Origin of the sequence: Flavobacterium glucosi (genome assembly GCF_048286535.1) — a bacterium.
Taxonomy (GTDB): Bacteria; Bacteroidota; Bacteroidia; order Flavobacteriales; family Flavobacteriaceae; genus Flavobacterium.
This window is the reverse complement of record NZ_JBLVPK010000001.1, coordinates 134,615-154,829: the sequence shown is the minus strand read 5'-3', so window position 1 is coordinate 154,829 and position 20,215 is coordinate 134,615. Positions and strand designations below refer to the sequence as shown.

At 35.9% G+C, this 20,215-nt stretch carries 24 protein-coding genes, 1 pseudogene and 1 riboswitch; of the genes and pseudogenes, 19 read left to right on the top strand and 6 right to left on the bottom strand.

What is annotated here, in order from left to right; genetic code table 11:
• Positions 1–61 precede the first annotated feature (61 nt).
• The 17 genes and pseudogenes from ACNQGD_RS00900 to ACNQGD_RS00820 all read left to right on the top strand — a co-directional run bounded on the left by ACNQGD_RS00900 (position 62) and on the right by ACNQGD_RS00820 (position 14,097).
• Positions 62–805, top strand: a complete 744-nt coding sequence (locus ACNQGD_RS00900) for a ferritin-like domain-containing protein (RefSeq protein ID WP_417995899.1) — start codon at positions 62–64, stop codon at positions 803–805.
• 19 nt (positions 806–824) lie between these two features.
• Positions 825–1,637, top strand: a complete 813-nt coding sequence (locus tag ACNQGD_RS00895) for a ferritin-like domain-containing protein (RefSeq protein ID WP_417997994.1) — start codon at positions 825–827, stop codon at positions 1,635–1,637.
• A 231-nt stretch (positions 1,638–1,868) separates the two neighbouring features.
• A complete protein-coding gene (rplM, locus tag ACNQGD_RS00890) occupies positions 1,869–2,324 on the top strand; it encodes a 50S ribosomal protein L13 (RefSeq protein WP_416847762.1) in 456 nt (151 codons plus the stop codon).
• Positions 2,324–2,710 (top strand): 30S ribosomal protein S9, encoded by a 387-nt coding sequence (gene rpsI / locus ACNQGD_RS00885; RefSeq protein WP_073204671.1) that lies wholly within the window; start codon positions 2,324–2,326, stop codon positions 2,708–2,710. The genes rplM and rpsI overlap by 1 nt, the downstream gene beginning before the upstream one ends.
• A gap of 173 nt (positions 2,711–2,883) precedes the next feature.
• On the top strand, positions 2,884–3,705 hold the full coding sequence (gene rpsB / locus ACNQGD_RS00880) for a 30S ribosomal protein S2 (RefSeq protein ID WP_417995897.1): 822 nt from the start codon (positions 2,884–2,886) through the stop codon (positions 3,703–3,705).
• A gap of 133 nt (positions 3,706–3,838) precedes the next feature.
• A complete protein-coding gene (tsf, locus tag ACNQGD_RS00875; RefSeq protein WP_417994887.1) occupies positions 3,839–4,663 on the top strand; it encodes a translation elongation factor Ts in 825 nt (274 codons plus the stop codon).
• 146 nt (positions 4,664–4,809) lie between these two features.
• Positions 4,810–5,463 (top strand): annotated as a pseudogene (locus ACNQGD_RS00870) (queuosine precursor transporter).
• A gap of 2 nt (positions 5,464–5,465) precedes the next feature.
• Entirely contained in the window at positions 5,466–6,041 is a 576-nt protein-coding gene (locus tag ACNQGD_RS00865; RefSeq protein WP_417997993.1) for a DNA-3-methyladenine glycosylase I, read from the top strand.
• Between the two features lie 77 nt (positions 6,042–6,118).
• Positions 6,119–6,215, top strand: a riboswitch (TPP riboswitch).
• An 85-nt stretch (positions 6,216–6,300) separates the two neighbouring features.
• The gene (thiS, locus tag ACNQGD_RS00860; RefSeq protein WP_039108711.1) at positions 6,301–6,507 is read left to right on the top strand and encodes a sulfur carrier protein ThiS; all 207 of its coding nucleotides are present in this window, start codon (positions 6,301–6,303) and stop codon (positions 6,505–6,507) included.
• A gap of 185 nt (positions 6,508–6,692) precedes the next feature.
• Positions 6,693–8,516, top strand: coding sequence for a phosphomethylpyrimidine synthase ThiC (thiC, locus tag ACNQGD_RS00855; protein ID WP_417997992.1), 1,824 nt, complete (start codon positions 6,693–6,695; stop codon positions 8,514–8,516).
• A 25-nt stretch (positions 8,517–8,541) separates the two neighbouring features.
• Complete coding sequence (locus ACNQGD_RS00850; protein ID WP_417997991.1) at positions 8,542–9,141, top strand: thiamine phosphate synthase; 600 nt, start codon at positions 8,542–8,544, stop codon at positions 9,139–9,141.
• Complete coding sequence (locus ACNQGD_RS00845) at positions 9,114–9,869, top strand: hydroxymethylpyrimidine/phosphomethylpyrimidine kinase (RefSeq protein ID WP_417997990.1); 756 nt, start codon at positions 9,114–9,116, stop codon at positions 9,867–9,869. Before ACNQGD_RS00850 ends, ACNQGD_RS00845 begins: the two co-directional genes overlap by 28 nt.
• Positions 9,862–10,494 carry a thiamine phosphate synthase gene (locus ACNQGD_RS00840; RefSeq protein WP_417997989.1) on the top strand — a complete coding sequence of 211 codons (633 nt, stop codon included), beginning with the start codon at positions 9,862–9,864 and terminating at the stop codon, positions 10,492–10,494. Before ACNQGD_RS00845 ends, ACNQGD_RS00840 begins: the two co-directional genes overlap by 8 nt.
• Positions 10,481–11,248 carry a thiazole synthase gene (locus ACNQGD_RS00835; RefSeq protein WP_417997988.1) on the top strand — a complete coding sequence of 256 codons (768 nt, stop codon included), beginning with the start codon at positions 10,481–10,483 and terminating at the stop codon, positions 11,246–11,248. Before ACNQGD_RS00840 ends, ACNQGD_RS00835 begins: the two co-directional genes overlap by 14 nt.
• A 311-nt stretch (positions 11,249–11,559) precedes the next feature.
• Positions 11,560–11,937 (top strand): GxxExxY protein, encoded by a 378-nt coding sequence (locus ACNQGD_RS00830; protein WP_417994878.1) that lies wholly within the window; start codon positions 11,560–11,562, stop codon positions 11,935–11,937.
• Positions 11,938–12,070: 133 nt separating this feature from the next.
• Entirely contained in the window at positions 12,071–13,210 is a 1,140-nt protein-coding gene (gene thiH, locus ACNQGD_RS00825; protein ID WP_417997987.1) for a 2-iminoacetate synthase ThiH, read from the top strand.
• Positions 13,211–13,386: 176 nt separating this feature from the next.
• A complete protein-coding gene (locus ACNQGD_RS00820; RefSeq protein WP_417997986.1) occupies positions 13,387–14,097 on the top strand; it encodes a HesA/MoeB/ThiF family protein in 711 nt (236 codons plus the stop codon).
• A gap of 1 nt (position 14,098) precedes the next feature.
• Here ACNQGD_RS00820 and aat read toward each other — a convergent pair whose 3' ends face one another.
• The 3 genes from aat to ACNQGD_RS00805 all read right to left on the bottom strand — a co-directional run bounded on the left by aat (position 14,099) and on the right by ACNQGD_RS00805 (position 16,104).
• Positions 14,099–14,737 carry a leucyl/phenylalanyl-tRNA--protein transferase gene (gene aat, locus ACNQGD_RS00815; RefSeq protein ID WP_417997985.1) on the bottom strand — a complete coding sequence of 213 codons (639 nt, stop codon included), beginning with the start codon at positions 14,735–14,737 and terminating at the stop codon, positions 14,099–14,101.
• Positions 14,738–14,817: 80 nt separating this feature from the next.
• Entirely contained in the window at positions 14,818–15,198 is a 381-nt protein-coding gene (locus ACNQGD_RS00810; protein WP_099714265.1) for a DUF3127 domain-containing protein, read from the bottom strand.
• Positions 15,199–15,222: 24 nt separating this feature from the next.
• Positions 15,223–16,104 (bottom strand): flavin reductase family protein, encoded by an 882-nt coding sequence (locus ACNQGD_RS00805; RefSeq protein ID WP_417997984.1) that lies wholly within the window; start codon positions 16,102–16,104, stop codon positions 15,223–15,225.
• Positions 16,105–16,279: 175 nt separating this feature from the next.
• Between ACNQGD_RS00805 and ACNQGD_RS00800 the strand changes: the two genes are divergently transcribed.
• Positions 16,280–17,434, top strand: coding sequence for a sensor histidine kinase (locus ACNQGD_RS00800; RefSeq protein WP_417997983.1), 1,155 nt, complete (start codon positions 16,280–16,282; stop codon positions 17,432–17,434).
• On the opposite strand, the gene ACNQGD_RS00795 is transcribed toward ACNQGD_RS00800, so the two are convergent.
• The 3 genes from ACNQGD_RS00795 to greA all read right to left on the bottom strand — a co-directional run bounded on the left by ACNQGD_RS00795 (position 17,426) and on the right by greA (position 19,606).
• A complete protein-coding gene (locus ACNQGD_RS00795) occupies positions 17,426–18,598 on the bottom strand; it encodes a transglutaminase domain-containing protein (protein ID WP_417997982.1) in 1,173 nt (390 codons plus the stop codon). The two genes, ACNQGD_RS00800 and ACNQGD_RS00795, sit on opposite strands and share 9 nt — an antisense overlap.
• A gap of 98 nt (positions 18,599–18,696) precedes the next feature.
• Entirely contained in the window at positions 18,697–19,086 is a 390-nt protein-coding gene (locus ACNQGD_RS00790; RefSeq protein ID WP_417994871.1) for an HIT family protein, read from the bottom strand.
• Between the two features lie 43 nt (positions 19,087–19,129).
• A complete protein-coding gene (gene greA / locus ACNQGD_RS00785; protein ID WP_091165910.1) occupies positions 19,130–19,606 on the bottom strand; it encodes a transcription elongation factor GreA in 477 nt (158 codons plus the stop codon).
• Positions 19,607–19,768: 162 nt separating this feature from the next.
• On the opposite strand from greA, the gene ACNQGD_RS00780 reads away from it, so the two are divergent.
• Positions 19,769–20,182 carry a Rieske (2Fe-2S) protein gene (locus ACNQGD_RS00780; protein ID WP_417995881.1) on the top strand — a complete coding sequence of 138 codons (414 nt, stop codon included), beginning with the start codon at positions 19,769–19,771 and terminating at the stop codon, positions 20,180–20,182.
• The last annotated feature ends 33 nt before the right edge of the window (positions 20,183–20,215 follow it).

Sequence of the window (20,215 nt, the reverse complement as noted above, 5' to 3'; positions counted from 1 at the left end):
CCTAAAAATTTCGTTAATACTTAAATAGACATATATTAATAACCTTTAAAGAAGTTAAATTATGAAAAATGTAGTTTCGATTCAAGAAGTAAAACCGTCTTTCACAAACAGAAGGAGCTTCCTGAAAATTAGTGGGCTCACACTTGTGGGTACAAGCCTGTTATTAGCAGGCTGTAATAATGACGATGACGGGAACGATCCAATAAATCAGTTTCCCGGAGTACGAAATGGAGTTTTTGATTTGGGTGGTGGAGATTTTGGTGTCTTATCCTATGCTTACGCATTGGAACAATTAGAAGCCGATTTTTATACTAAAGTAGTAAATGCTACTGGATTCACAACTAATTTTACACCACAAGATCAAGCTGTCCTAACAGATTTGTATCGTCATGAAGTCATTCACAGAGAATTTTTCAAGACTGCCTTAACAGGTGCTTTACCAGATGCTAAGACGCAATTACTACCCAGCTTAGCTTTTGATTATGGAAGCTTGAATTTCAGCAACCGCACTCAAGTCCTAGCTACAGCCAAAGCACTGGAAGACACAGGAGTAGCTGCTTATAATGGCGCTGGAAAACTATTAAAGAGTCCCGACTACCTCTTATTAGCAGGGAAAATAGTTTCTGTTGAAGCAAGACATGCATCGGCTATCAGAAGTTTAATCAATCCAAATTCAAAAGATTTTGCCGGCGATGATGTTGTAAATGTCACTACGGGATTAGATGTTGCAAGTAATCCATCGCAAGTAATTCCAATAGCTGGCGGATTTATCACCACAAAATTTACTGCTCAGTATTTACCTTAAACTTTTAAATTTAGAAATTATGAACATATTAAAATTTATAGAGTCTCTTGCAGATGAAAGTGTAATGCAAGCTAAAGGCTCCAGAAGAGAAAGTTTAGGCCAATTCAGTAAATTAGGTAAAAATTTAGCATTAGCAGCGATTCCATTCGGATTAGCATCTGTATCAACTTCAGCCTATGCTGCGGATATTTCGCCTACTCCGAGTACGCCAATTGGGGCTTTACAGCTGGCCTTGACATTAGAATATCTTGAAAAAGAATTTTACCAGATGGCTTTGGATTTAAATGTAATACCTTCATCTGAAAATTTAGGTCGCGATAGGAAAGTTTTTGAACAGATTTCCAAGCACGAAACTAGTCATGTAACTTTTCTAATCGCAGGGCTAGGAGGTACAGCAAGTGCAAATTTTGTGCCTAAACCCACTTTTGACTTTACTGTTGGCGGTGCTTTTAGCCCCTTTACAGATTACCCAACATTTCTGGCCTTGGCACAAGCCTTCGAAGACACAGGGGTAAGAGCATACAAAGGGCAGGCTGGAAATCTAATTTCAACTCCCGATTTATTAACCGCTGCACTACAGATTCACTCTGTTGAAGCCCGACATGCCTCAGAAGTAAGAAGACTTAGAGGATTAAAAGGCTGGATTACAGGAAACCAGAGAGGTGCCGGCATGCCAGCAGCCACACAAGCTATATATGACGGCGAAGAGGTTACACTGCAAGCTGGATATAATACAGCTTCACTCTTTGGAGCAGATGCAGGTTCAGAATCTTATGACGAGCCACTAACTACAGCTCAAGCGGTAGCAATAGCAAATATATTTATCGTATAAAGTTAATTGCACAAATCATTAAAACCATTTGAACTTAGAATTCAAATGGTTTTTTTTATGTATTCCTCTATTTATAACCATATTATTATAATTGATCTCATTATTTCCTTAAAATAATAATCTGTGGATTCATCGTTAAAATTATCTTTTACAGGTGTTTGTATTTAAAATAATTAATTGTACTTTTGCAACCCCTTTATTGGGGATGGAATGTTTAATTAAAAATATATTATGGACGCATTAAGCTACAAGACACAATCAGCAAGCAAAGCCACCGTTACAAAAGAGTGGATTGTTGTAGATGCTGATGGTCACAACTTAGGTCGTCTTGCTTCAAAAGTCGCTATGATTTTGAGAGGTAAGTACAAGCCAAGTTACACACCACACGTGGACTGCGGGGATAACGTAATCGTTATCAACTCAGAAAGAATCAACCTTACAGGAAACAAGATGAAAGAGAAAACTTACATCCGTCACACTGGCTACCCTGGGGGACAAAGAACTTTAACTGCTGAAGTATTGCAAGCTAAGAATCCTGCATTACTAGTTGAAAAAGCAATAAAAGGGATGTTACCTAAAAATAAATTAGGTGCAGAACTTTTTAGAAATTTAAATGTTGTTGTAGGATCAGAGCACAAACAAGGCGCTCAAAAACCTAAAACAGTTAACCTTAACGACCTTAAGTAATGGGAGTAATTCACAAAATCGGTAGAAGAAAAACCGCTGTTGCACGTGTTTATGTTTCGGAAGGAACAGGAGTAATCGTTGTAAACAAAAAACCATTCGAAACTTATTTCCCAACAGCAACTTTACAGTACAAAGTATTACAACCTATGTCTATGACAGAAAATGTAAGCAACTTTGACGTAAAAGTTAACGTTTACGGTGGTGGTTCAACTGGTCAAGCAGAAGCTGTAAGAATGGCATTGGCACGCGTTATGTGTGAAGTAAATGCTGAAAACAGAGCTATCTTGAAACCAGAAGGTTTATTGACAAGAGATCCAAGAATGGTTGAACGTAAGAAATTCGGTCAGAAGAAAGCTCGTAAGAGATTCCAATTCTCTAAACGTTAATATTACCTGTCTTGTTCAAATAGGACAAGACATCGTTCACTTATTATTGAATTTAAAAAAACAGTTGTTGTTGCTCTCCTACTGAGGTAGGAAATAGTTTAGCATCTAAATGTATAAAGCCGGGAAATCGCCATTTATTCATTGCTAATCAACAGAACGTAAACTAGAACAAAATGGCAAACAAAGTAGAAGTAAAAGAATTACTAGAAGCAGGTGTTCACTTCGGACACATGACTAGAAAATGGGATCCAAACATGGCTCCTTACATTTATATGGAGCGTAATGGTATTCACATTATCAATCTATATAAAACTGCAGCAAAAATTGAAGAAGCTAATGAAGCTTTGAAAAAAATCGCTGCATCAGGTAGAAAAATATTATTCGTTGCTACCAAAAAACAAGCAAAAGACATCGTTGCTGAAAAAGCAAAAGCTGCAAACATGCCTTACATCACTGAAAGATGGCCTGGTGGAATGCTAACTAACTTCGTAACTATCCGTAAAGCTGTTAAAAAAATGGCTACTATTGATAAAATGAAGAAAGATGGTACCTTCATGACCCTTTCTAAAAAAGAGCGTTTACAAGTTGATCGTCTTCGTGCTAAATTAGAGAAAAACTTAGGTTCAATCGCTGACATGTCTAGACTACCAGCTGCATTGTTCGTAGTTGATATCAAAGCGGAACACATTGCAATAAAAGAAGCTCAAAAATTAAACATTCCAGTTTTCGCAATGGTGGATACCAATTCTGACCCAAGAGAGGTTGAATTTGTTATCCCATCTAACGATGATGCTTCTAAATCAATTGATAAAATTTTATCTTTAGTTACGGCTGCAATTGTTGAAGGACTTTCTGATAGAGGTTCTGACAAAGAAGGCGAAGCTACTGCTGAAGTTGTTGCTCCTGCTACCACTGAAGTTGTTGCTCCTGCTGCTGAAGCTGTAGAAGTAGCTCCTGCTGTAGAAGCTGCTGCTCCAACTGCAACTGAAGAATAAATAAACATTTAATTCCAAGTTTTAAATTCCTCTCCATAAAAAATTAGAAACCTAAAGTTGATAATTTAATAAAATTGGAAATTGGATTTAACACTTGGAATTTTTTACTTTTAACCTTAAAAAATAATACAATATGGCAACAATTACTGCTGCAGACGTAAATAAATTAAGAACAATCACTGGTGCAGGAATGATGGACTGCAAAAAAGCCTTGGTTGAAGCGGACGGAGATTTTGATTTAGCTATCGAAAACTTACGTAAAAAAGGACAAAAAGTAGCTGCTAACCGTTCAGACAGAGAATCTACTGAAGGTGCTGCAATTGCTGTTGTAAATGCTGACAAAACTGCCGGAGTAGTTATCACATTGAACTGTGAGACTGACTTCGTAGGAATGAATGAAAACTTTGTGAAAATGGCTACTGAAATGGCTAATTTAGCATTGAACTTCAATACTAAAGAAGATTTTTTAGCAGCTGATTTCAACGGAATCACTGTTGCTGATAAATTAATCGAGCAAACTGGAGTTATCGGTGAAAAACTAGAAATTAGAACTTTCGAAAAATTAGAAGGTGCTTTCATCGGATCTTACATTCACTCAGGAAACAAAATCGCTACTTTAGTTTCTCTTTCTGCAAATGTTGAAGGTGCTGAAGAAGTTTCAAGAAACGTATCTATGCAAGCAGCAGCTATGGCTCCTATTGCATTAAACGAAGAAGGTGTTAATGCCGAAACTATCGCTAAAGAAATCGAAATTGCTAAAGACATCCTACGTCAAGAAGGAAAAGCGGAAGCAATGTTAGACAATATCGCTAAAGGTAAATTAGCACGTTTCTTTAAAGACAACACTTTAGTAAACCAAGATTACATCAAAGACAATAAAATGAGCGTTGCTGCTTATGTTAAATCTTTAGATAAAGATCTTATCGTTACAGGTTTCAAAAGAGCTGCTTTAGGATAATCTTTCTAAAATCGTTTCAGGTTTCTAAATTTATTTTAAATTCTGATTACAAATATAAAATCCCATTTTGTTGTAAAAACAAGATGGGATTTTTTTATTATCTAAAAATAAATTAAAACACTAAATTTGAATACTAATTATTTTTTATGTTCAAAACCAAAAAAGAGCTTGTATTCGTTATCCTAGCCGGAATCTTTATCACTAATGCTGTTGTCGCCGAATTGATAGGTGGAAAATTGATACAAATAGGCCCTTTCGTTATGAGTATTGGTATTTTACCCTGGCCCGTCGTTTTCCTCACCTCCGATTTAATCAATGAATACTTTGGTGAAAAAGGCGTTAAAAAACTATCCTATATTACGGCTTGTTTAATTGCTTACGCCTTTATCATTTTACTTTTAGCCCTATTTGTTCCCGCTGCAAAAGGAATTAGTCCTGTAAACGACGATCAATTTTATGCTGTTTTTGGTCAAAGCATGTGGATTATTGCCGGTAGTATTATCGCTTTTTTAGTTTCTCAATTGATTGATGTAAGCGTTTTTTGGTTTTTCAAAAACAGAACAGGAGAACGGAAAATATGGCTCAGAACAACCGGATCCACAGTTGTTTCCCAATTATTTGATTCCTTTATTGTTTTAGGAATTGCTTTTTGACTACCCGGGAAAATCAACTTTGATACCTTTTTAAGTTCGGCACTGATTGGCTATACATTCAAACTAGGAATCGCTATTTTACTGACTCCATTAATATATTTAGGTCACTATTTAATTAAAAAATATTTATCCGAAGAAACAGAATAATTATGGAAGACAAATCAAGATGTAAATGGAGTGTTGGAACTACTATTTACGAAAAATACCATGATGAAGAATGGGGAATTCCGGTTTATGATGATCAAAAATTATTTGAGTTTTTAATCCTCGAAACCTTTCAAGCGGGATTAAGTTGGATAACCATCTTAAAAAAAAGAGAAAACTTTCGATTAGCTTTTGATGATTTTGACTATAAAAAAGTAGCCCTTTATACAGAAGCTAAAATTCAGGAATTGTTGCAAAACGCTGGAATCATTCGCAATCAATTAAAAATCAGATCGGCAGTTTCAAATGCGGTTGCCTTTATGAAAGTACAAGAAGAATTTGGTAGTTTCAGTAAATACATTTGGGAATTCACCGGTGGAAAACCAATAAATAACAATCGACAGTCGCTAAAAGAAGTTCCTGCAACCACACCACTTTCAGATGAAATCAGCAAAGATTTGAAAAAACGTGGGTTTAAATTCGTAGGTTCTACAGTGGTTTATGCGCACATGCAAGCCACTGGAATGGTTGATGATCACGTAGCTGATTGCTGGAAAAAACAGTGCCTTTTTAAAAACTAATAACAAAACGAGTTCGAAAAGTTTTATTTTTTTTTCGAAATTTAAGAATCTCGTATTAAATAATATCCTATTTTTGCTCCACACTTTAGGGGTGTCTACAACATTGTAGGCTGAGAATTACCCTCTGAACCTGATCTAGTTCATACTAGCGTAGGGAAAAGTAAGATGACTTCTGCGCACATTTATGTGTCATTGTAGCCATTCCTAAAGTAGAGAAGCACTGCACTGCATCTCTATAATTTTCTAAAAATTAAAAGGAATGGAGCTCAAAATCAACAATCAAACGAAACAATTTGCAACTGACAGTCTAACTGTTCAAGCACTTCTTGACTTGGAAATTCCCATCAAACAAAATGGAATCGCCGTAGCCATTAACAACACCGTTATTCCAAAATCGAACTGGAATTCCCATCCTATACAAGAAACCGACGACATTCTCATCATCTCTGCCACGCAAGGAGGATAGTTTGGCTGCTTGGGCGGGCTATCCATTTCAAGTCCGCAGTTGCAATCCTATAAAACATAGTCTTAGTCAAAGCTTCCTTACGGTCGCTTCACTAATCCTTGTTTTGTTTGGCTTTCAACTTTACGGGCTTCCCATTACTATCCCTAACAGAAGACGAACACTCCTAAATCATAAAATTCAAACAAATGAATAACGAAGAAAAAATCTCAAGAACTCCTTTCCCAAACTCTACAAAAATTTACGTAGACGGAATCCTTCATCCCATAAAAGTAGCGATGCGAGAAATTGCATTGGCTGATACTAAAATGTCAAACGGCAGAATAGAAAAAAATCCCCCAGTTACCGTTTACGATACTTCCGGTCCCTTCACCGACCCAAATATCGAAATCGACATTAGAAAAGGTTTGCCCCGCATTCGGGAACAATGGATTCTGGACCGTAATGATGTTGAAGAATTGACTGAAATTTCTTCTGAATATGGAAAAAAACGTCTGAACGACGAAAAATTGAACGAATTGCGTTTTGAATATTTGCATAAACCCATGCGTTCCAAAAAAGGAGCCAACGTTTCCCAGTTGTATTATGCAAAACAGGGAATCATCACTCCCGAAATGGAATACATTGCCATTCGTGAAAACCAACCCTTGGAGTTGATAAACGAACAAACCAAAGCCATGCAATGCCAGCATGATGGAAACAGTTTTGGAGCCAACACGCCAAAATCCAAGATAACACCCGAATTTGTACGTAGTGAAGTAGCCAGAGGTCGAGCAATTATTCCAAATAACATCAACCACCCTGAAAGCGAGCCTATGATTGTAGGGCGTAACTTCTTGGTAAAAATTAATGCTAATATTGGGAACAGTGCCGTAACCTCAACTATCGAAGAAGAAGTAGAAAAAGCAGTTTGGGCTTGCCGTTGGGGAGCTGACACGATTATGGATTTATCAACAGGAAAAAATATTCACGAAACCAGAGAATGGATTATCCGAAATTCTCCAGTGCCAATTGGAACGGTGCCTATTTACCAAGCTTTAGAAAAAGTAAATGGTGTTGCCGAAGATTTAACTTGGGAAGTATTCCGTGATACGTTAATAGAACAAGCGGAACAAGGAGTTTCTTATTTCACTATTCACGCCGGCGTTTTATTGCGTTACATCCATTTAACTGCAGAACGTGTTACCGGAATTGTTTCCCGTGGTGGTTCTATCATGGCAAAATGGTGTTTGTTTCATCACAAAGAAAACTTCCTTTACACCCATTTCGAAGAAATTTGCGAAATCATGAAACAGTATGACGTAGCCTTTTCATTAGGAGATGGTTTACGCCCAGGTTCTATTGCCGATGCGAATGATGCCGCTCAATTTGCCGAATTAGAGACTCTTGGTGAACTGACAAAAGTAGCCTGGAAACACGATGTTCAGGTATTTATTGAAGGTCCTGGTCACGTACCGATGCACATGATTAAAGAGAACATGGACAAACAATTAGAACATTGTGATGAAGCTCCTTTTTATACTTTAGGACCATTAACTACTGATATTGCTCCGGGTTATGACCACATCACTTCTGCCATTGGTGCGGCAATGATAGGATGGTACGGTTGTGCGATGTTATGCTACGTGACACCAAAAGAACACCTCGGTTTACCCAACAAAAAAGACGTAAAAGACGGTGTTATCACTTATAAGATTTCGGCTCATGCCGCTGATTTGGCCAAAGGGCATCCGGGATCACAATACCGTGACAATGCCTTGAGCAAAGCGCGCTTTGAATTCCGTTGGGAAGACCAATTCAATTTGTCATTAGATCCAGATACAGCTCGTGAATTTCATGATGAAACATTACCGGCAGATGGTGCAAAAGTGGCTCATTTTTGTTCGATGTGTGGACCAAAATTCTGTTCTATGAAGATTTCGCAGGAAATTCGTGATGTTGCTGAAGCCGAAAAAGGGATGCAAGAGAAATCACAAGAATTTATCGAACAAGGAAAAGAAATTTATATATAAGAGGCAAGAGGAAAGAGAAAAGATTATGATCGTAATTACAAATCCAATTCCTATAACTAATGAAATCGACACCATTCATTCGCTTTTTGAAAATGGACTGGAGTTGCTTCATATTCGAAAACCAGAATTTACAGAACTCGAAATGAAAAATTTTATTACTGGAATTGGACGAGAATTTAGCAACCAAATTTCATTACACAGTCATCACCAACTGGCTTTAGGATCTGGAATACATCGGATTCATTTTACAGAAAAAATGAGAGCCGAAACATCCAAAGAAAGCTTAAAAAACTGGAAGAAAAATGGATTTACTCTCTCAACTTCGATTCATCAAATAATTGATTTTGAAGAACTATCTAATGTTTTTGATTACGCTTTTTTCGGGCCTGTTTTCGAAAGCATTTCTAAACCAAATTACATTTCGGATATTGATTTTAAAAAAGAATTAAAACAAAGAAATAACAATAAAACAGCACTGATTGCACTTGGAGGAATTACTTCCGATAGAATCAAAACTGCATTAGAATATGGCTTTGATGATGTGGCGCTTTTAGGTACCATTTGGAACAGTAACAATCCAATAGAAAATTTTAAACTATGCAAGAAAACAGACCTTTCGTATTAACAATTGCAGGCTTTGATCCTTCCGGAGGCGCAGGAGTTTTGGCGGATGCGAAAACATTCGAGCAACATTGCGTGTATGGTTTTGCTGTCAATACCGGCAACACCATTCAAACCGAAAATGAGTTCTTCGAAATACAATGGACTGACATAGATTTTGTTTTGAAATCATTGGACAAATTGCTTCAAAATTATACTATAAAAGCAGTAAAAATTGGAATTATTCCTTCGTTGGATTATTTAAAAGAAATTGTTTCACTTGTAAAAAAGCTTTCGCCAAAAACAAAAATAGTTTGGGATACGGTTTTGAAATCCACGACTAAATTCAATTTTACTACCATCGAAAACAAAGCTGTTTTGATTGAAATATTAGAAAAAATCGATTTAATAACACCGAATTATAATGAGATTTTGCAACTGTCTTCGGAAGAAATTAATGCTGACATCATAGCTACAATTCTTTCGAAATATTGTGCTGTTTTGCTAAAAGGAGGTCATAACCCGGACAAAATAGGTGTTGATTATTTATATCTGGAAAATGAAATTTTAAAGCTTGCGCCAAATAACACTTTGGTTTTCGAAAAACATGGCTCCGGTTGTGTATTATCATCAGCGATTACGGCAAATTTAGCTTTGGGACAACACCTAAAAACAGCTTGCACTAACGCCAAAAAATATATAGAGACGTACTTAGAATCAAACCAAACAAAATTAGGATACCATCATGTATAATAAGCTCCAATACATTTCGCAAGGAAATACAGTCGAAGAACAATTGCATAACATTCGTAAAGCACTGGACAATGGTTGCGATTGGATCCAAGTGCGTTTCAAAAATCAAAACGCCCGTGAAGTTTTCACTTTGGCGGAAGCCGTAAAAATAGTATGCAAAGAATATTTAGCCACTTTTATTATCAATGACAACGTCTTTTTAGCACAACAATTGGATACTGATGGAGTCCATCTGGGTTTAAGTGATATGAAAGTGGAAGAAGCCCGAGTACTTTTAGGAAAAACAAAAATCATTGGAGGAACTGCAAATACTTTTGAAGATGTGCTCCAAAGAACAGCCGAAGACTGTGATTATATCGGTTTAGGTCCATTTCAATTTACTGCAACCAAAAAGAATTTAAGCCCAATTTTAGGATTGGAAGGGTATCAATTGATTAGCGACAAAATGAAAATAAAAAAAATCCAAATTCCCATTTACGCCATTGGAGGCATCACACTGGAAAACGTCGAAAGCCTAATGGAAACCGGAATTTATGGCATCGCCATTTCTGGTTTGATTACACAAAGCGAAAATCCATCCCAACTTATCACTCAACTTAACGACAAATTATATGGTACCCTTTAAAATAGGAGACAAAACCTTTCAATCCCGCTTGTTTTTAGGTACAGGAAAATTCGGTTCCAATCAACAGATGGAAGAAGCCATTTTAGCATCTGGAAGCGAATTAGTTACCGTAGCACTGAAGCGTATCGATTTAGAAACGGAAACCGATACCATTTTATCACATCTTAGACATCCGCTGATTAATTTGCTACCCAATACTTCCGGCGCAAGAAATGCCAAAGAAGCCATTTTTGCGGCACAGTTAGCTCGAGAGGCATTAGAAACCAATTGGCTTAAACTGGAGATCCATCCCGATCCTAAATATTTGATGCCCGATGCAATCGAAACCTTAAAAGCTACGGAAGCTTTAGCCAAATTAGGGTTTATCATTTTGCCTTACATCCATGCCGATCCCGTTTTATGTAAACGACTGGAAGACGCCGGAACTTCGGCGGTGATGCCATTGGGTTCCCCAATTGGCAGTAACAAAGGATTAAAAACCATCGATTTTTTAGAAATAATAATTGAACAAAGTAGAGTTCCCGTGATTATAGATGCCGGAATCGGCGCACCATCCGATGCTGCAAAAGCAATGGAACTTGGGGCTGACGCTGTTTTGGTAAATACTGCGATTGCCGTGGCAGGAAATCCAATACTGATGGCAGAGGCTTTTAGAGAAGCCGTTATTGCGGGCAGAAAAGCCTACGAAGCGCAATTAGCACAAAAGGTTAATCGCGCCATAGCTTCCAGTCCTTTGACAGCGTTTTTGTATTAGTAATATTTTTTGGTCTATTTACAAGAAACCATTAAAAAATGGCACGCAGATTTTCCAGATTTACGCAGATGGAAAATAAAGGATCTGCTAAAATCCCCAAAATCTGCGTGCAACAAAAATTTATAAGCTAGTCGAAAGTTTAAACGTCGTAAAGTCAAAAGAAGTACTATTGTAAACAGTAATTTAAAATCAATCTATTACGTCATTTTGTCTGATTTTAAAATACGAAATTATACAGTAGCTGTTATTTAATTGTATGAAAATAACTATATTTAGTTTTTAATTAGTACTAATTTTTAAATTTTAAAAAAATGACAGAAAACGACATATCATTCAAAATAAGAGGAGCCATTTTCAAAGTGTACAACACTCTCGGTCCAGGTTTATTTGAATCTGTTTATGAAAGTGCTTTGTATTATGAATTGACTAAAATAAATTTAAAAGTTGAAAGACAACTTGAAATCACTATTCCTTACGATGAAATCATATTAGATGTTGCTTTTAAAGTTGATTTATTAGTAGAAGATAAAGTAATTATTGAATTAAAATCTGTCGAGGATTTAGCACCTATTCATTATAAACAAATTACAAACTATTTAAAACTTACTGATAAAAAACTAGGCCTACTTGTCAATTTTAATACGGTCAATATTTTAGATGAAATTAAACGAATTGCAAATAAATTATAATTGAGAATAAATGATTAGCACGCACAATTCACATATTTATAGAGATAAAAATTAAAAAAAACAGTTAAAAAATCTGCGAAAATCTGTAGAATCGGCGTGCCAAAAAACAGCATATTATTTTTACAAAAAAACTATGAAAACATTTAATTCGGTTTTTAACAATTACGATTGGGATACTATTAAATCCAAAATATACAGCACAACTGCGCTAGATGTCGAAAATACTTTGTCCAAAAACAAACGCAGTTTGGATGATTTTCTGACATTGATTTCACCTGCCGCCCTACCTTATTTAGAGCAAATGGCGCAACAGGCACAGGAATTAACCAAAAAAAGATTTGGCAAAACGATTCAGATGTATGCTCCTATGTATTTAAGTAACGAATGCCAAAACATTTGCACGTATTGTGGCTTTAGTTTAGACAACAAAATCAAACGAAAAACACTTACCGAAAATGAAATTACATTAGAAATTGAGGTCTTAAAAAAAGCGGGATTTGATCATGTTTTGCTGGTTACTGGCGAAGCCAATCACACTGTAAATATTCATTATTTTCTAAAGGCAATTGCACAAATAAAAAATGATTTTTCAACCATTTCAGCAGAAGTGCAACCCTTGTCAACAGAAGAATATGAACAATTACATGACGCCGGAGTCTATTCGATTTTAGTATACCAGGAAACCTATCATCGTGATGTTTATAAACAGTACCATACCAAAGGGAAGAAATCCAATTTTGATTTTCGTTTAGAAACACCAGATCGAGTGGGAACTGCGGGAATTCATAAAATTGGATTGGGTGTTTTATTAGGATTGGAAGATTGGCGTACGGACAGTTTTTTTAATGCCTTGCATTTAGATTATTTACAAAAAACCTATTGGCAAACTAAATATGCGGTTTCTTTCCCTAGATTGCGACCGGCGGAAGGAGTCATTGAGCCAAACTTTATCATGGATGATGCCGATTTGACACAGCTCATTTGTGCCTATCGCTTGTGGAATGAAGACTTAGAAATCTCCCTATCAACCCGGGAGAGCGAAAAATTCCGTGATAATATTATTCCTATTGGCATAACCAGTATGAGTGCCGGTTCTAAAACTAATCCTGGTGGATATGTGGTTGATCCACAATCATTAGAGCAATTTGAGATTAGTGATGAGCGTTCCGCTGCCGAAATTGCAAAAATTATTTCCAGCAAAGGATACGAGCCTGTTTGGAAGGATTGGGACAGAAATTTTAGTCTAAAGTCGAATGTCCAAAGTAAAGAGTAAAGAGTCTAAAAGTTTAGAAAGCAATATGGGTCAGCACTTTATATTTATTACTAATAGCAACCGACTTTAAAAAGTTCTCCACTGCGCTCGAACTGACATGTTTTTAACTTTTGACTTATATACTTTATCGCATTTGACTTTTGACTTTATAACTTTCCAACTTTAAGACTAAAAAAATGAGTATCATTCAAGATTTTTTACGATACAACCGCCAGATGATGTTGCCGGAAATAGGTTATTCAGGACAAAAAAAACTCAAAAAAGCTACAGTTTTAGTGATTGGCGCAGGTGGATTGGGTTGTCCTATTTTACAGTATATAGCAACCGCCGGAGTAGGAACTATTGGAATAGTTGATTTTGACAAAATCGAATTGCACAACTTACACCGTCAAATTTTATATACGGAGCAACAAGTTGGCAAATCAAAAGCACTTACGGCAAAATCGGTTTTGGAAACTTTAAATCCATTGATTCATGTTATTGCTTTTGAAGAAAAACTAACCATTGAAAACGCCGCAAAAATCATCATGGGTTTTGATGTAATTGTTGACGGTTGCGATAATTTTGAGACCCGTTATCTGGTAAATGATACCTGCGTAACATTAGGAAAATCATTGATTTACGGTAGTATTTTAAAATTTGAGGGGCAAATGGCTGTTTTTAACCATAATGGAAATAAAAATCTTCGGGATTTATTCCCCGAACCACCAAATCCAAAAGACATTCCCAATTGTAATTTAAATGGCGTATTGGGTACGCTCCCGGGAATTATTGGCACCATGATGGCGCATGAAACCTTGAAACTGATTATGGATTTACCCACTTTAGAAAACGAATTGGTATTATTTAACAGCTTGGATTGGAGTTTCAACAAACTTAAATTCTAAATTATTTACTTTTCAAAATCTCCATAAACTCTTCTCTGTAAATTTCCCTGCAACCCAAACTTTCAAGATGCGGATTATAAACTTGACAATCCAACAGTTGGTAATCTTCTTTTTTTAATTGGTTCACCAATGCAATAAAAGCTACTTTGGAAGCATTAGAAACTTTTGAAAACATACTTTCACCACAAAAAACATGACCCAAATCGATTCCATACAAACCACCAACCAAAACCTTATCCTGCCAAACCTCAACTGATTTAGCGATTCCTAATTCATGGAGTTTACAGTACGCCTCGATCATATCATTGGTAATCCAAGTTCCGTTTTGACCGTCGCGTTCAATGTTTTGACAATTTGAAATTACGTCCCTGAAATTCTGATTAAAAGTAACCTCAAAACTCTTTCTATTTAGAATGTTACGCATACTCTTGGAGACAATCAGTTCCTCCAGAAACAAAACCATTCTGGGAGTTGGCGACCACCATGTAATAGGTTCTCCATCTTCAAACCACGGAAAAATGCCGCTTTTATAAGCAAGTTGCAATCGTTGCGGTGACAAATCTCCTCCAAGAGCAAGAATACCTGTAGAGTTAGTCTGAGAAACGGGTGGAAAGAATAATGCTGTAGTTAAATAATACATTCTTTATCAAAAAATAAAACCCGACAGTGTTTTAAATACCTGTCGGGTTTGTTTTACTATATCAATAGAAATTCAAAAGATTAAAAAGGCAAATCGTCTGCTTCTTCTTCGTTTAAGTTAGTTGCCGGAGCAAAAGCTTCAGCAGCTGGCATAGGAGGCATTTGTGCAGCAGAAGGAGCTTCAGCTTGCAATTTCCCTATTCTCCATCCTTGGATAGTATTAAAATAAACCGTTTCCCCTTGAGGATTTGTCCATTCTCTACCTCTTAAATTAATATCAATTTTCACAGGCTCTCCTACTTGAAATCCGTTCAATAAGTCACATTTATCCTGAACAAACTGAACTAGAATATGTTGTGGATATTGCTCATCAGTAGTAACAACTACATCTCTTTTTTTGAAACCTCCAGATCCAACTTCTTTAGTTTGATCGATCATTTTAATTTTTCCTGTAACTTCCATCTTCTATGTTTTAATTGTTTTGCTCTATTTTTTTCTTTCCGCTAAAAGTACTTTCCATGCTGAAAATACGTCATTACTATTTAAATATTTTTTTGCTTCCAGATGTACTTTTAACGCATCATCGGAACTTAAAACTCCTTTTACCGCGAAATTTTGTTTTACAAATATACTAACTTCTTCCATTGTAGGCAAGACTTCAATATTCCCTAAAATCCCTAAATCGTTTCCATCAAAAATAGGACTTTCTTTTATAAAATCTGGAATCGCATCCACACCAATTCCTAATGTGGATAATGGTTTTGGCACTTCGAAAAGACCTTGATTCGATCTGGAATACCAGTTGCCACCTAATCTGGAAACTAAGTCTATTTTATGTTGATCAATCGCTCCGTTTTCGTCTAAAACAGATTCGTCAATATGAATGCGCACTACTTCACAAAGCACTAAATTACCAGCTCCCCCTTCAGTTCCCAACGGAATAATCTGAGTGACTTTACACTCAAATTGAACGGGCGACTCTTTTACTCTAAAAGGTTTCACCACCTCCGAGGCTATTGGCGTCAAGCCCGATTTTATAAACTCATCTACTCCATCAGCATATTCTGTACTTGCCAGAGAAGTTTGTTGAACCATATCATAGTTTACCACATTAATCACCACTTCACGAGTCGCTTCGGCATTAATTAAGGTGTGTTTTATGGAATTATCGCGAACGCGTCTTGCAGGCGAAAATATCAAAATCGGAGGATTCGCACTGAACACATTAAAGAAACTAAAAGGTGATAGATTAGGATTCCCATTCGCATCCATCGTACTGGCAAAAGCAATAGGTCTTGGCCCAACGGAACTTTGCAAATACGCTTGCAATTTTGCTGTTTCTATACTTTTAGGATCAATAGTAATCATACGTGTTTAATTTATTGCTGAAAGATACAAAAGTAGACAAATGAATTAAGTTTAAGAAGCAGTAACCTCAAATTAGAATAAAATAAAAGCTTGATTTTCTCAAAAAAAATTCTTTCTCCAAAACTAAAATACAAAAGCATTTATTTCGTTATATTTATACCTCTAAATTATATTTATGCAGTTTTCTGAAAGAAGAAATACAACTCGTTGGGTTATTATTTTTGCATCCTTTTTAATCATTTCATTAATTCTCTGGAACACGTATACTTTTTTTCAAATCTTCAAAAATGAAGAACGATTAAAAATGAACCTTTGGGCAAAAGCTCAAAAAACGCTTATCAATGCCGGCGAAAATACGGATGTGGAACTTCCTTTGCAAATTTTCAGTAACAACACCTCTATTCCTATTATTCTTACAGAGAATGACAGTATCATAAACACCGTAAATATTGACGATGCTATTGTAAAGAACACTCCTAAAGCCAAAGATTTTTTATCCAACTTAAAAGGTGAAAATGACCCTATCGTCATTGAATATGTCCCCGGAAAATTTCAAAATCTATATTATGGTAATTCTGCATTACTGAATAAACTGAAATACTATCCCGTTGCTTTAGTGCTTATCATTGTGCTTTTTGGAGCCCTCGTTTACAATTTTTACAGAAGTACCAAAATGGCTACACAGAACAAGCTTTGGGCTGGGATGGCAAAAGAAACGGCGCACCAGATAGGAACGCCGCTTTCTTCATTGATTGGCTGGGTCGAGCTCTTGAAATCCGAAAATGTGGATGAAAGCACCACTTTTGAAATTGAAAAAGACATTGAGCGTTTACAAACCATAACCGATCGTTTTTCGAAAATAGGATCGGAACCCAAATTAGAAAACAAAGACATCGTTGCAGAAACCTTTCAATCCTACGACTATTTACAATCCCGATTTTCGAAACAAATAGAGTTTTCGTTCAAGGCATCAAAAGCTCCTATCTTTGTTTCTTTGAATCCAACTTTACACAGCTGGACCATTGAAAATCTTGTAAAAAATGCCATCGATGCCATGAAAGGAAAGGGGAAATTAGCATTGGAAATTGATCAAGAAGGGGATTCTGTAAAAATAAACGTTACCGATACAGGAAACGGAATTCATAAAAATCAATTCAAATCCATCTTTGAACCCGGCTTTACCACTAAAAAACGCGGTTGGGGTTTAGGTCTGTCATTGACTAAAAGAATAGTGGAAGAATACCATAAAGGAACCATAAAAGTGCTGAATTCCGAGATTGGAAAAGGAACTACGATGCAAGTCAGTTTTAAAAAAAGCAACTTAGTTTAACGGAACACCAAACCAGGTAACCTTCGAAAACATCGTTTTTCTCACTATTTTAGAGGCACTCAAATAATTTTTTACAAACAAGGAATGTTCTTCGGCTTGCGCCAAAGCTGCTACAATTGATTTTTTAATCGATGTCACATTAGCTGTATTTTGATTACCAACAGAACCTACACTGTAAATATCGTTCTGAGATTTCACCAGTTGTTCTCTTGGCGTTTCAATCATGCTGCTAATTTCATCATCTGACAAAGTAGGTTTGAACTTATTGTTTCTGTAGTGAATAAAGTCATTCAACAGGACAACTGCCTGATTCATTTCATTCACAATAGCATTCAATTTTTCAATATTTGTATTTTGTCGCAAAAAGGTCAACTGTTGCTTTTTTCCTTCGTAACGCTCCAGAATCATGGCGTTTTTCAATCCATTTTTCTCAATTCTTTCTCCCGAAGCAAATAACTGATCGGCTTCAGACAAAGCATTATATTTTGTGATTTCTTTCTCAAAATCAAAGTGCTTCTTGGCTTTATTGATTTGAATTTTCCCTTCATAAAACTCATTATTGGTAATAGGCTCATTCGAAAATTGCCACAAATAATCAAATGGAATGTGGGAAGCAATTATTTTAGTAGGTTCTGCCTTAAAATAATAATTATTTATTTTTTTAAAAAACCTCCCATTATTGACATAACCAGAACCCCAAGTTGGATCAAATACATACCACTTTTTGTCAATTTTCGCAGCAATCCAAGCATGAGCTAAGTCACTAACTTTTCCGTTTTGCTTTGTATAACCTTCAACTATGTAGGATTGAATTCCTGTTTTTTGAGCGAGTTCATTAAAAACGACGGCATAATGAATACAAACCCCTTTTTTAGTTCTTAACGTCTTTGCGATTTTTTCCTGTACTGTTTCATTGAAATTTACGACAAACATATTGGCAACATCATAACTAATATTTGATGTAGTCCAATAAAAAACAGCCCTGATTTTATCCGTTTCTGTTTCAAAATTAGCGTTGATATATTTGGCAATTGTATTGGTTGAAGTTGTTGAATTGGGCGGAATAACAGCCATTTTAGCATCAACCAAGGAATACCCGGTATTCACCTGTGCAAAACTCAGAAGTGAGAAAAAGAAAAAAAGCAGCAAACCAATGTTTTTCATAGTATATAATGTAGTCTCCAAAAATTAAAAGGGGATAGGTTTTCACCTATCCCCTTTCTAAACTAAAATCATACCAATTTATTTTATTTACTAAAATATTACAAATTGGCTTTAATGCTTTCTGCCAAAACTTCAAATTCGTCTTTAGACAAGGATACTTTATTTTGAAAACGCATTTCATCCATTTCATTCAAGGGAATCAAATGAACGTGCGCATGGGGAACTTCAAGTCCTACAACTGCCATTCCAATTCTCTTGCAGGGAACAGTTTTTTCAAGGGCAACTGCTATTTTTTTAGAAAACTGCATCAGTCCGATATACAAATCATCTTCCATCTCAAAAATCTTATTTATTTCTTGTTTTGGAATACAAAGTGTATGTCCTTTTGCATTTGGATTTACATCCAAAAAAGCCAAGAAATTTTTATCTTCTGCGATTTTGTAACACGGAATTTCTCCGTTTATAATTTTTGTAAATATACTTGACATTGTTGAATTGGTTAATTGTTGAATCGGTTAAACCTTTAACTATTTAATCCCGAGATATTTCTAAAATCTCAAATTTCAACACTCCGTTTGGAACAGTGATTTCAGCTACTTCCCCTACTGATTTTCCCAATAAACCTTTCCCAATAGGTGAGGTTACAGAGATTTTTCCCGTTTTTAAATCGGCTTCACTTTCAGCTACCAACGTGTATTTCATTTCCATTCCATTGGTTTGGTTTTTGATTTTCACATTGGACAAAACCAATACTTTTGAAACATCAAGATGGGTTTCGTCTATTAATCTGGCGTTAGAGTGTACTTCTTCCAGCTTAGCAATACGCATTTCCAGCATTCCTTGTGCTTCTTTAGCAGCATCGTATTCGGCATTCTCAGAAAGGTCGCCTTTATCTCTTGCTTCAGCTATATCCGCAGATGCTTTTGGACGCATTACGCTTTTTAAATAATCTAATTCTTCTCTTAATTTCTTCAACCCTTCTGCGGTGTAATACGATACTGTACTCATAACTTCATCATTTATATAAATAGAAAAAATCCCATCAGGACGGGATTTCTTTCCACAAAGATACTATTATTATTTTTTCGTCTATAAATATATGTTAATCATATATAATTCAAAGTTAAATAAATTAAATTTGTTTCACTAATACTTTGACACTATTTTAAAATGAAAAAATACCTGCTGCTTTTCGTTATAATTCCTTTGTTTTTTTCGTGTAGTGATTCCGGTTTTGATAATACCAATCCATTTGTCCCAAATTATACTTTTACGGTAGATATTAATATGAATTTGCCAGCGTATTCGAATCTCAAATATGTAAGCAATGCGGTTTATTATCCCGGAGAAGGCGCACGTGGCATTATTGTTTTTAATACCGGCAGTGGTTACAATGCTTTTGATGCCGCTTGCCCCAATCAGGCTATAAGTTCCTGCTCTACCATGACTATAAATGGCATAAATGCCGTTTGTGGATGTGACAGTAAAGAATATAGTTTATTTACCGGACAGGGAACTTTACAATATCCTATGAAGCAATATCGCGTTCAAGTAAACGGAACGTCGCTTCGAGTTTATAATTAATGAAAAAGTCCGAAAAGTTTAAAAACTTTTCGG

What these genes read in the sequence shown, in the direction of transcription:
- tsf (WP_417994887.1), top strand. Translation starts at nt 3,839, where the DNA reads ATGGCAACAATTACTGCTGCAGACGTAAATAAATTAAGAACAATCACT.
- thiH (WP_417997987.1), top strand. Translation starts at nt 12,071, where the DNA reads ATGAAAACATTTAATTCGGTTTTTAACAATTACGATTGGGATACTATT.
- greA (WP_091165910.1), bottom strand. Translation starts at nt 19,606, where the DNA reads ATGAGTACAGTATCGTATTACACCGCAGAAGGGTTGAAGAAATTAAGA.
- rpsB (WP_417995897.1), top strand. Translation starts at nt 2,884, where the DNA reads ATGGCAAACAAAGTAGAAGTAAAAGAATTACTAGAAGCAGGTGTTCAC.
- ACNQGD_RS00780 (WP_417995881.1), top strand. Translation starts at nt 19,769, where the DNA reads ATGAAAAAATACCTGCTGCTTTTCGTTATAATTCCTTTGTTTTTTTCG.
- ACNQGD_RS00850 (WP_417997991.1), top strand. Translation starts at nt 8,542, where the DNA reads ATGATCGTAATTACAAATCCAATTCCTATAACTAATGAAATCGACACC.
- ACNQGD_RS00810 (WP_099714265.1), bottom strand. Translation starts at nt 15,198, where the DNA reads ATGGAAGTTACAGGAAAAATTAAAATGATCGATCAAACTAAAGAAGTT.
- thiS (WP_039108711.1), top strand. Translation starts at nt 6,301, where the DNA reads ATGGAGCTCAAAATCAACAATCAAACGAAACAATTTGCAACTGACAGT.
- aat (WP_417997985.1), bottom strand. Translation starts at nt 14,737, where the DNA reads ATGTATTATTTAACTACAGCATTATTCTTTCCACCCGTTTCTCAGACT.
- rplM (WP_416847762.1), top strand. Translation starts at nt 1,869, where the DNA reads ATGGACGCATTAAGCTACAAGACACAATCAGCAAGCAAAGCCACCGTT.
- ACNQGD_RS00840 (WP_417997989.1), top strand. Translation starts at nt 9,862, where the DNA reads ATGTATAATAAGCTCCAATACATTTCGCAAGGAAATACAGTCGAAGAA.
- ACNQGD_RS00900 (WP_417995899.1), top strand. Translation starts at nt 62, where the DNA reads ATGAAAAATGTAGTTTCGATTCAAGAAGTAAAACCGTCTTTCACAAAC.
- rpsI (WP_073204671.1), top strand. Translation starts at nt 2,324, where the DNA reads ATGGGAGTAATTCACAAAATCGGTAGAAGAAAAACCGCTGTTGCACGT.
- ACNQGD_RS00790 (WP_417994871.1), bottom strand. Translation starts at nt 19,086, where the DNA reads ATGTCAAGTATATTTACAAAAATTATAAACGGAGAAATTCCGTGTTAC.
- ACNQGD_RS00805 (WP_417997984.1), bottom strand. Translation starts at nt 16,104, where the DNA reads ATGATTACTATTGATCCTAAAAGTATAGAAACAGCAAAATTGCAAGCG.
- ACNQGD_RS00800 (WP_417997983.1), top strand. Translation starts at nt 16,280, where the DNA reads ATGCAGTTTTCTGAAAGAAGAAATACAACTCGTTGGGTTATTATTTTT.
- ACNQGD_RS00865 (WP_417997993.1), top strand. Translation starts at nt 5,466, where the DNA reads ATGGAAGACAAATCAAGATGTAAATGGAGTGTTGGAACTACTATTTAC.
- ACNQGD_RS00895 (WP_417997994.1), top strand. Translation starts at nt 825, where the DNA reads ATGAACATATTAAAATTTATAGAGTCTCTTGCAGATGAAAGTGTAATG.
- thiC (WP_417997992.1), top strand. Translation starts at nt 6,693, where the DNA reads ATGAATAACGAAGAAAAAATCTCAAGAACTCCTTTCCCAAACTCTACA.
- ACNQGD_RS00820 (WP_417997986.1), top strand. Translation starts at nt 13,387, where the DNA reads ATGAGTATCATTCAAGATTTTTTACGATACAACCGCCAGATGATGTTG.
- ACNQGD_RS00845 (WP_417997990.1), top strand. Translation starts at nt 9,114, where the DNA reads ATGCAAGAAAACAGACCTTTCGTATTAACAATTGCAGGCTTTGATCCT.
- ACNQGD_RS00835 (WP_417997988.1), top strand. Translation starts at nt 10,481, where the DNA reads ATGGTACCCTTTAAAATAGGAGACAAAACCTTTCAATCCCGCTTGTTT.
- ACNQGD_RS00830 (WP_417994878.1), top strand. Translation starts at nt 11,560, where the DNA reads ATGACAGAAAACGACATATCATTCAAAATAAGAGGAGCCATTTTCAAA.
- ACNQGD_RS00795 (WP_417997982.1), bottom strand. Translation starts at nt 18,598, where the DNA reads ATGAAAAACATTGGTTTGCTGCTTTTTTTCTTTTTCTCACTTCTGAGT.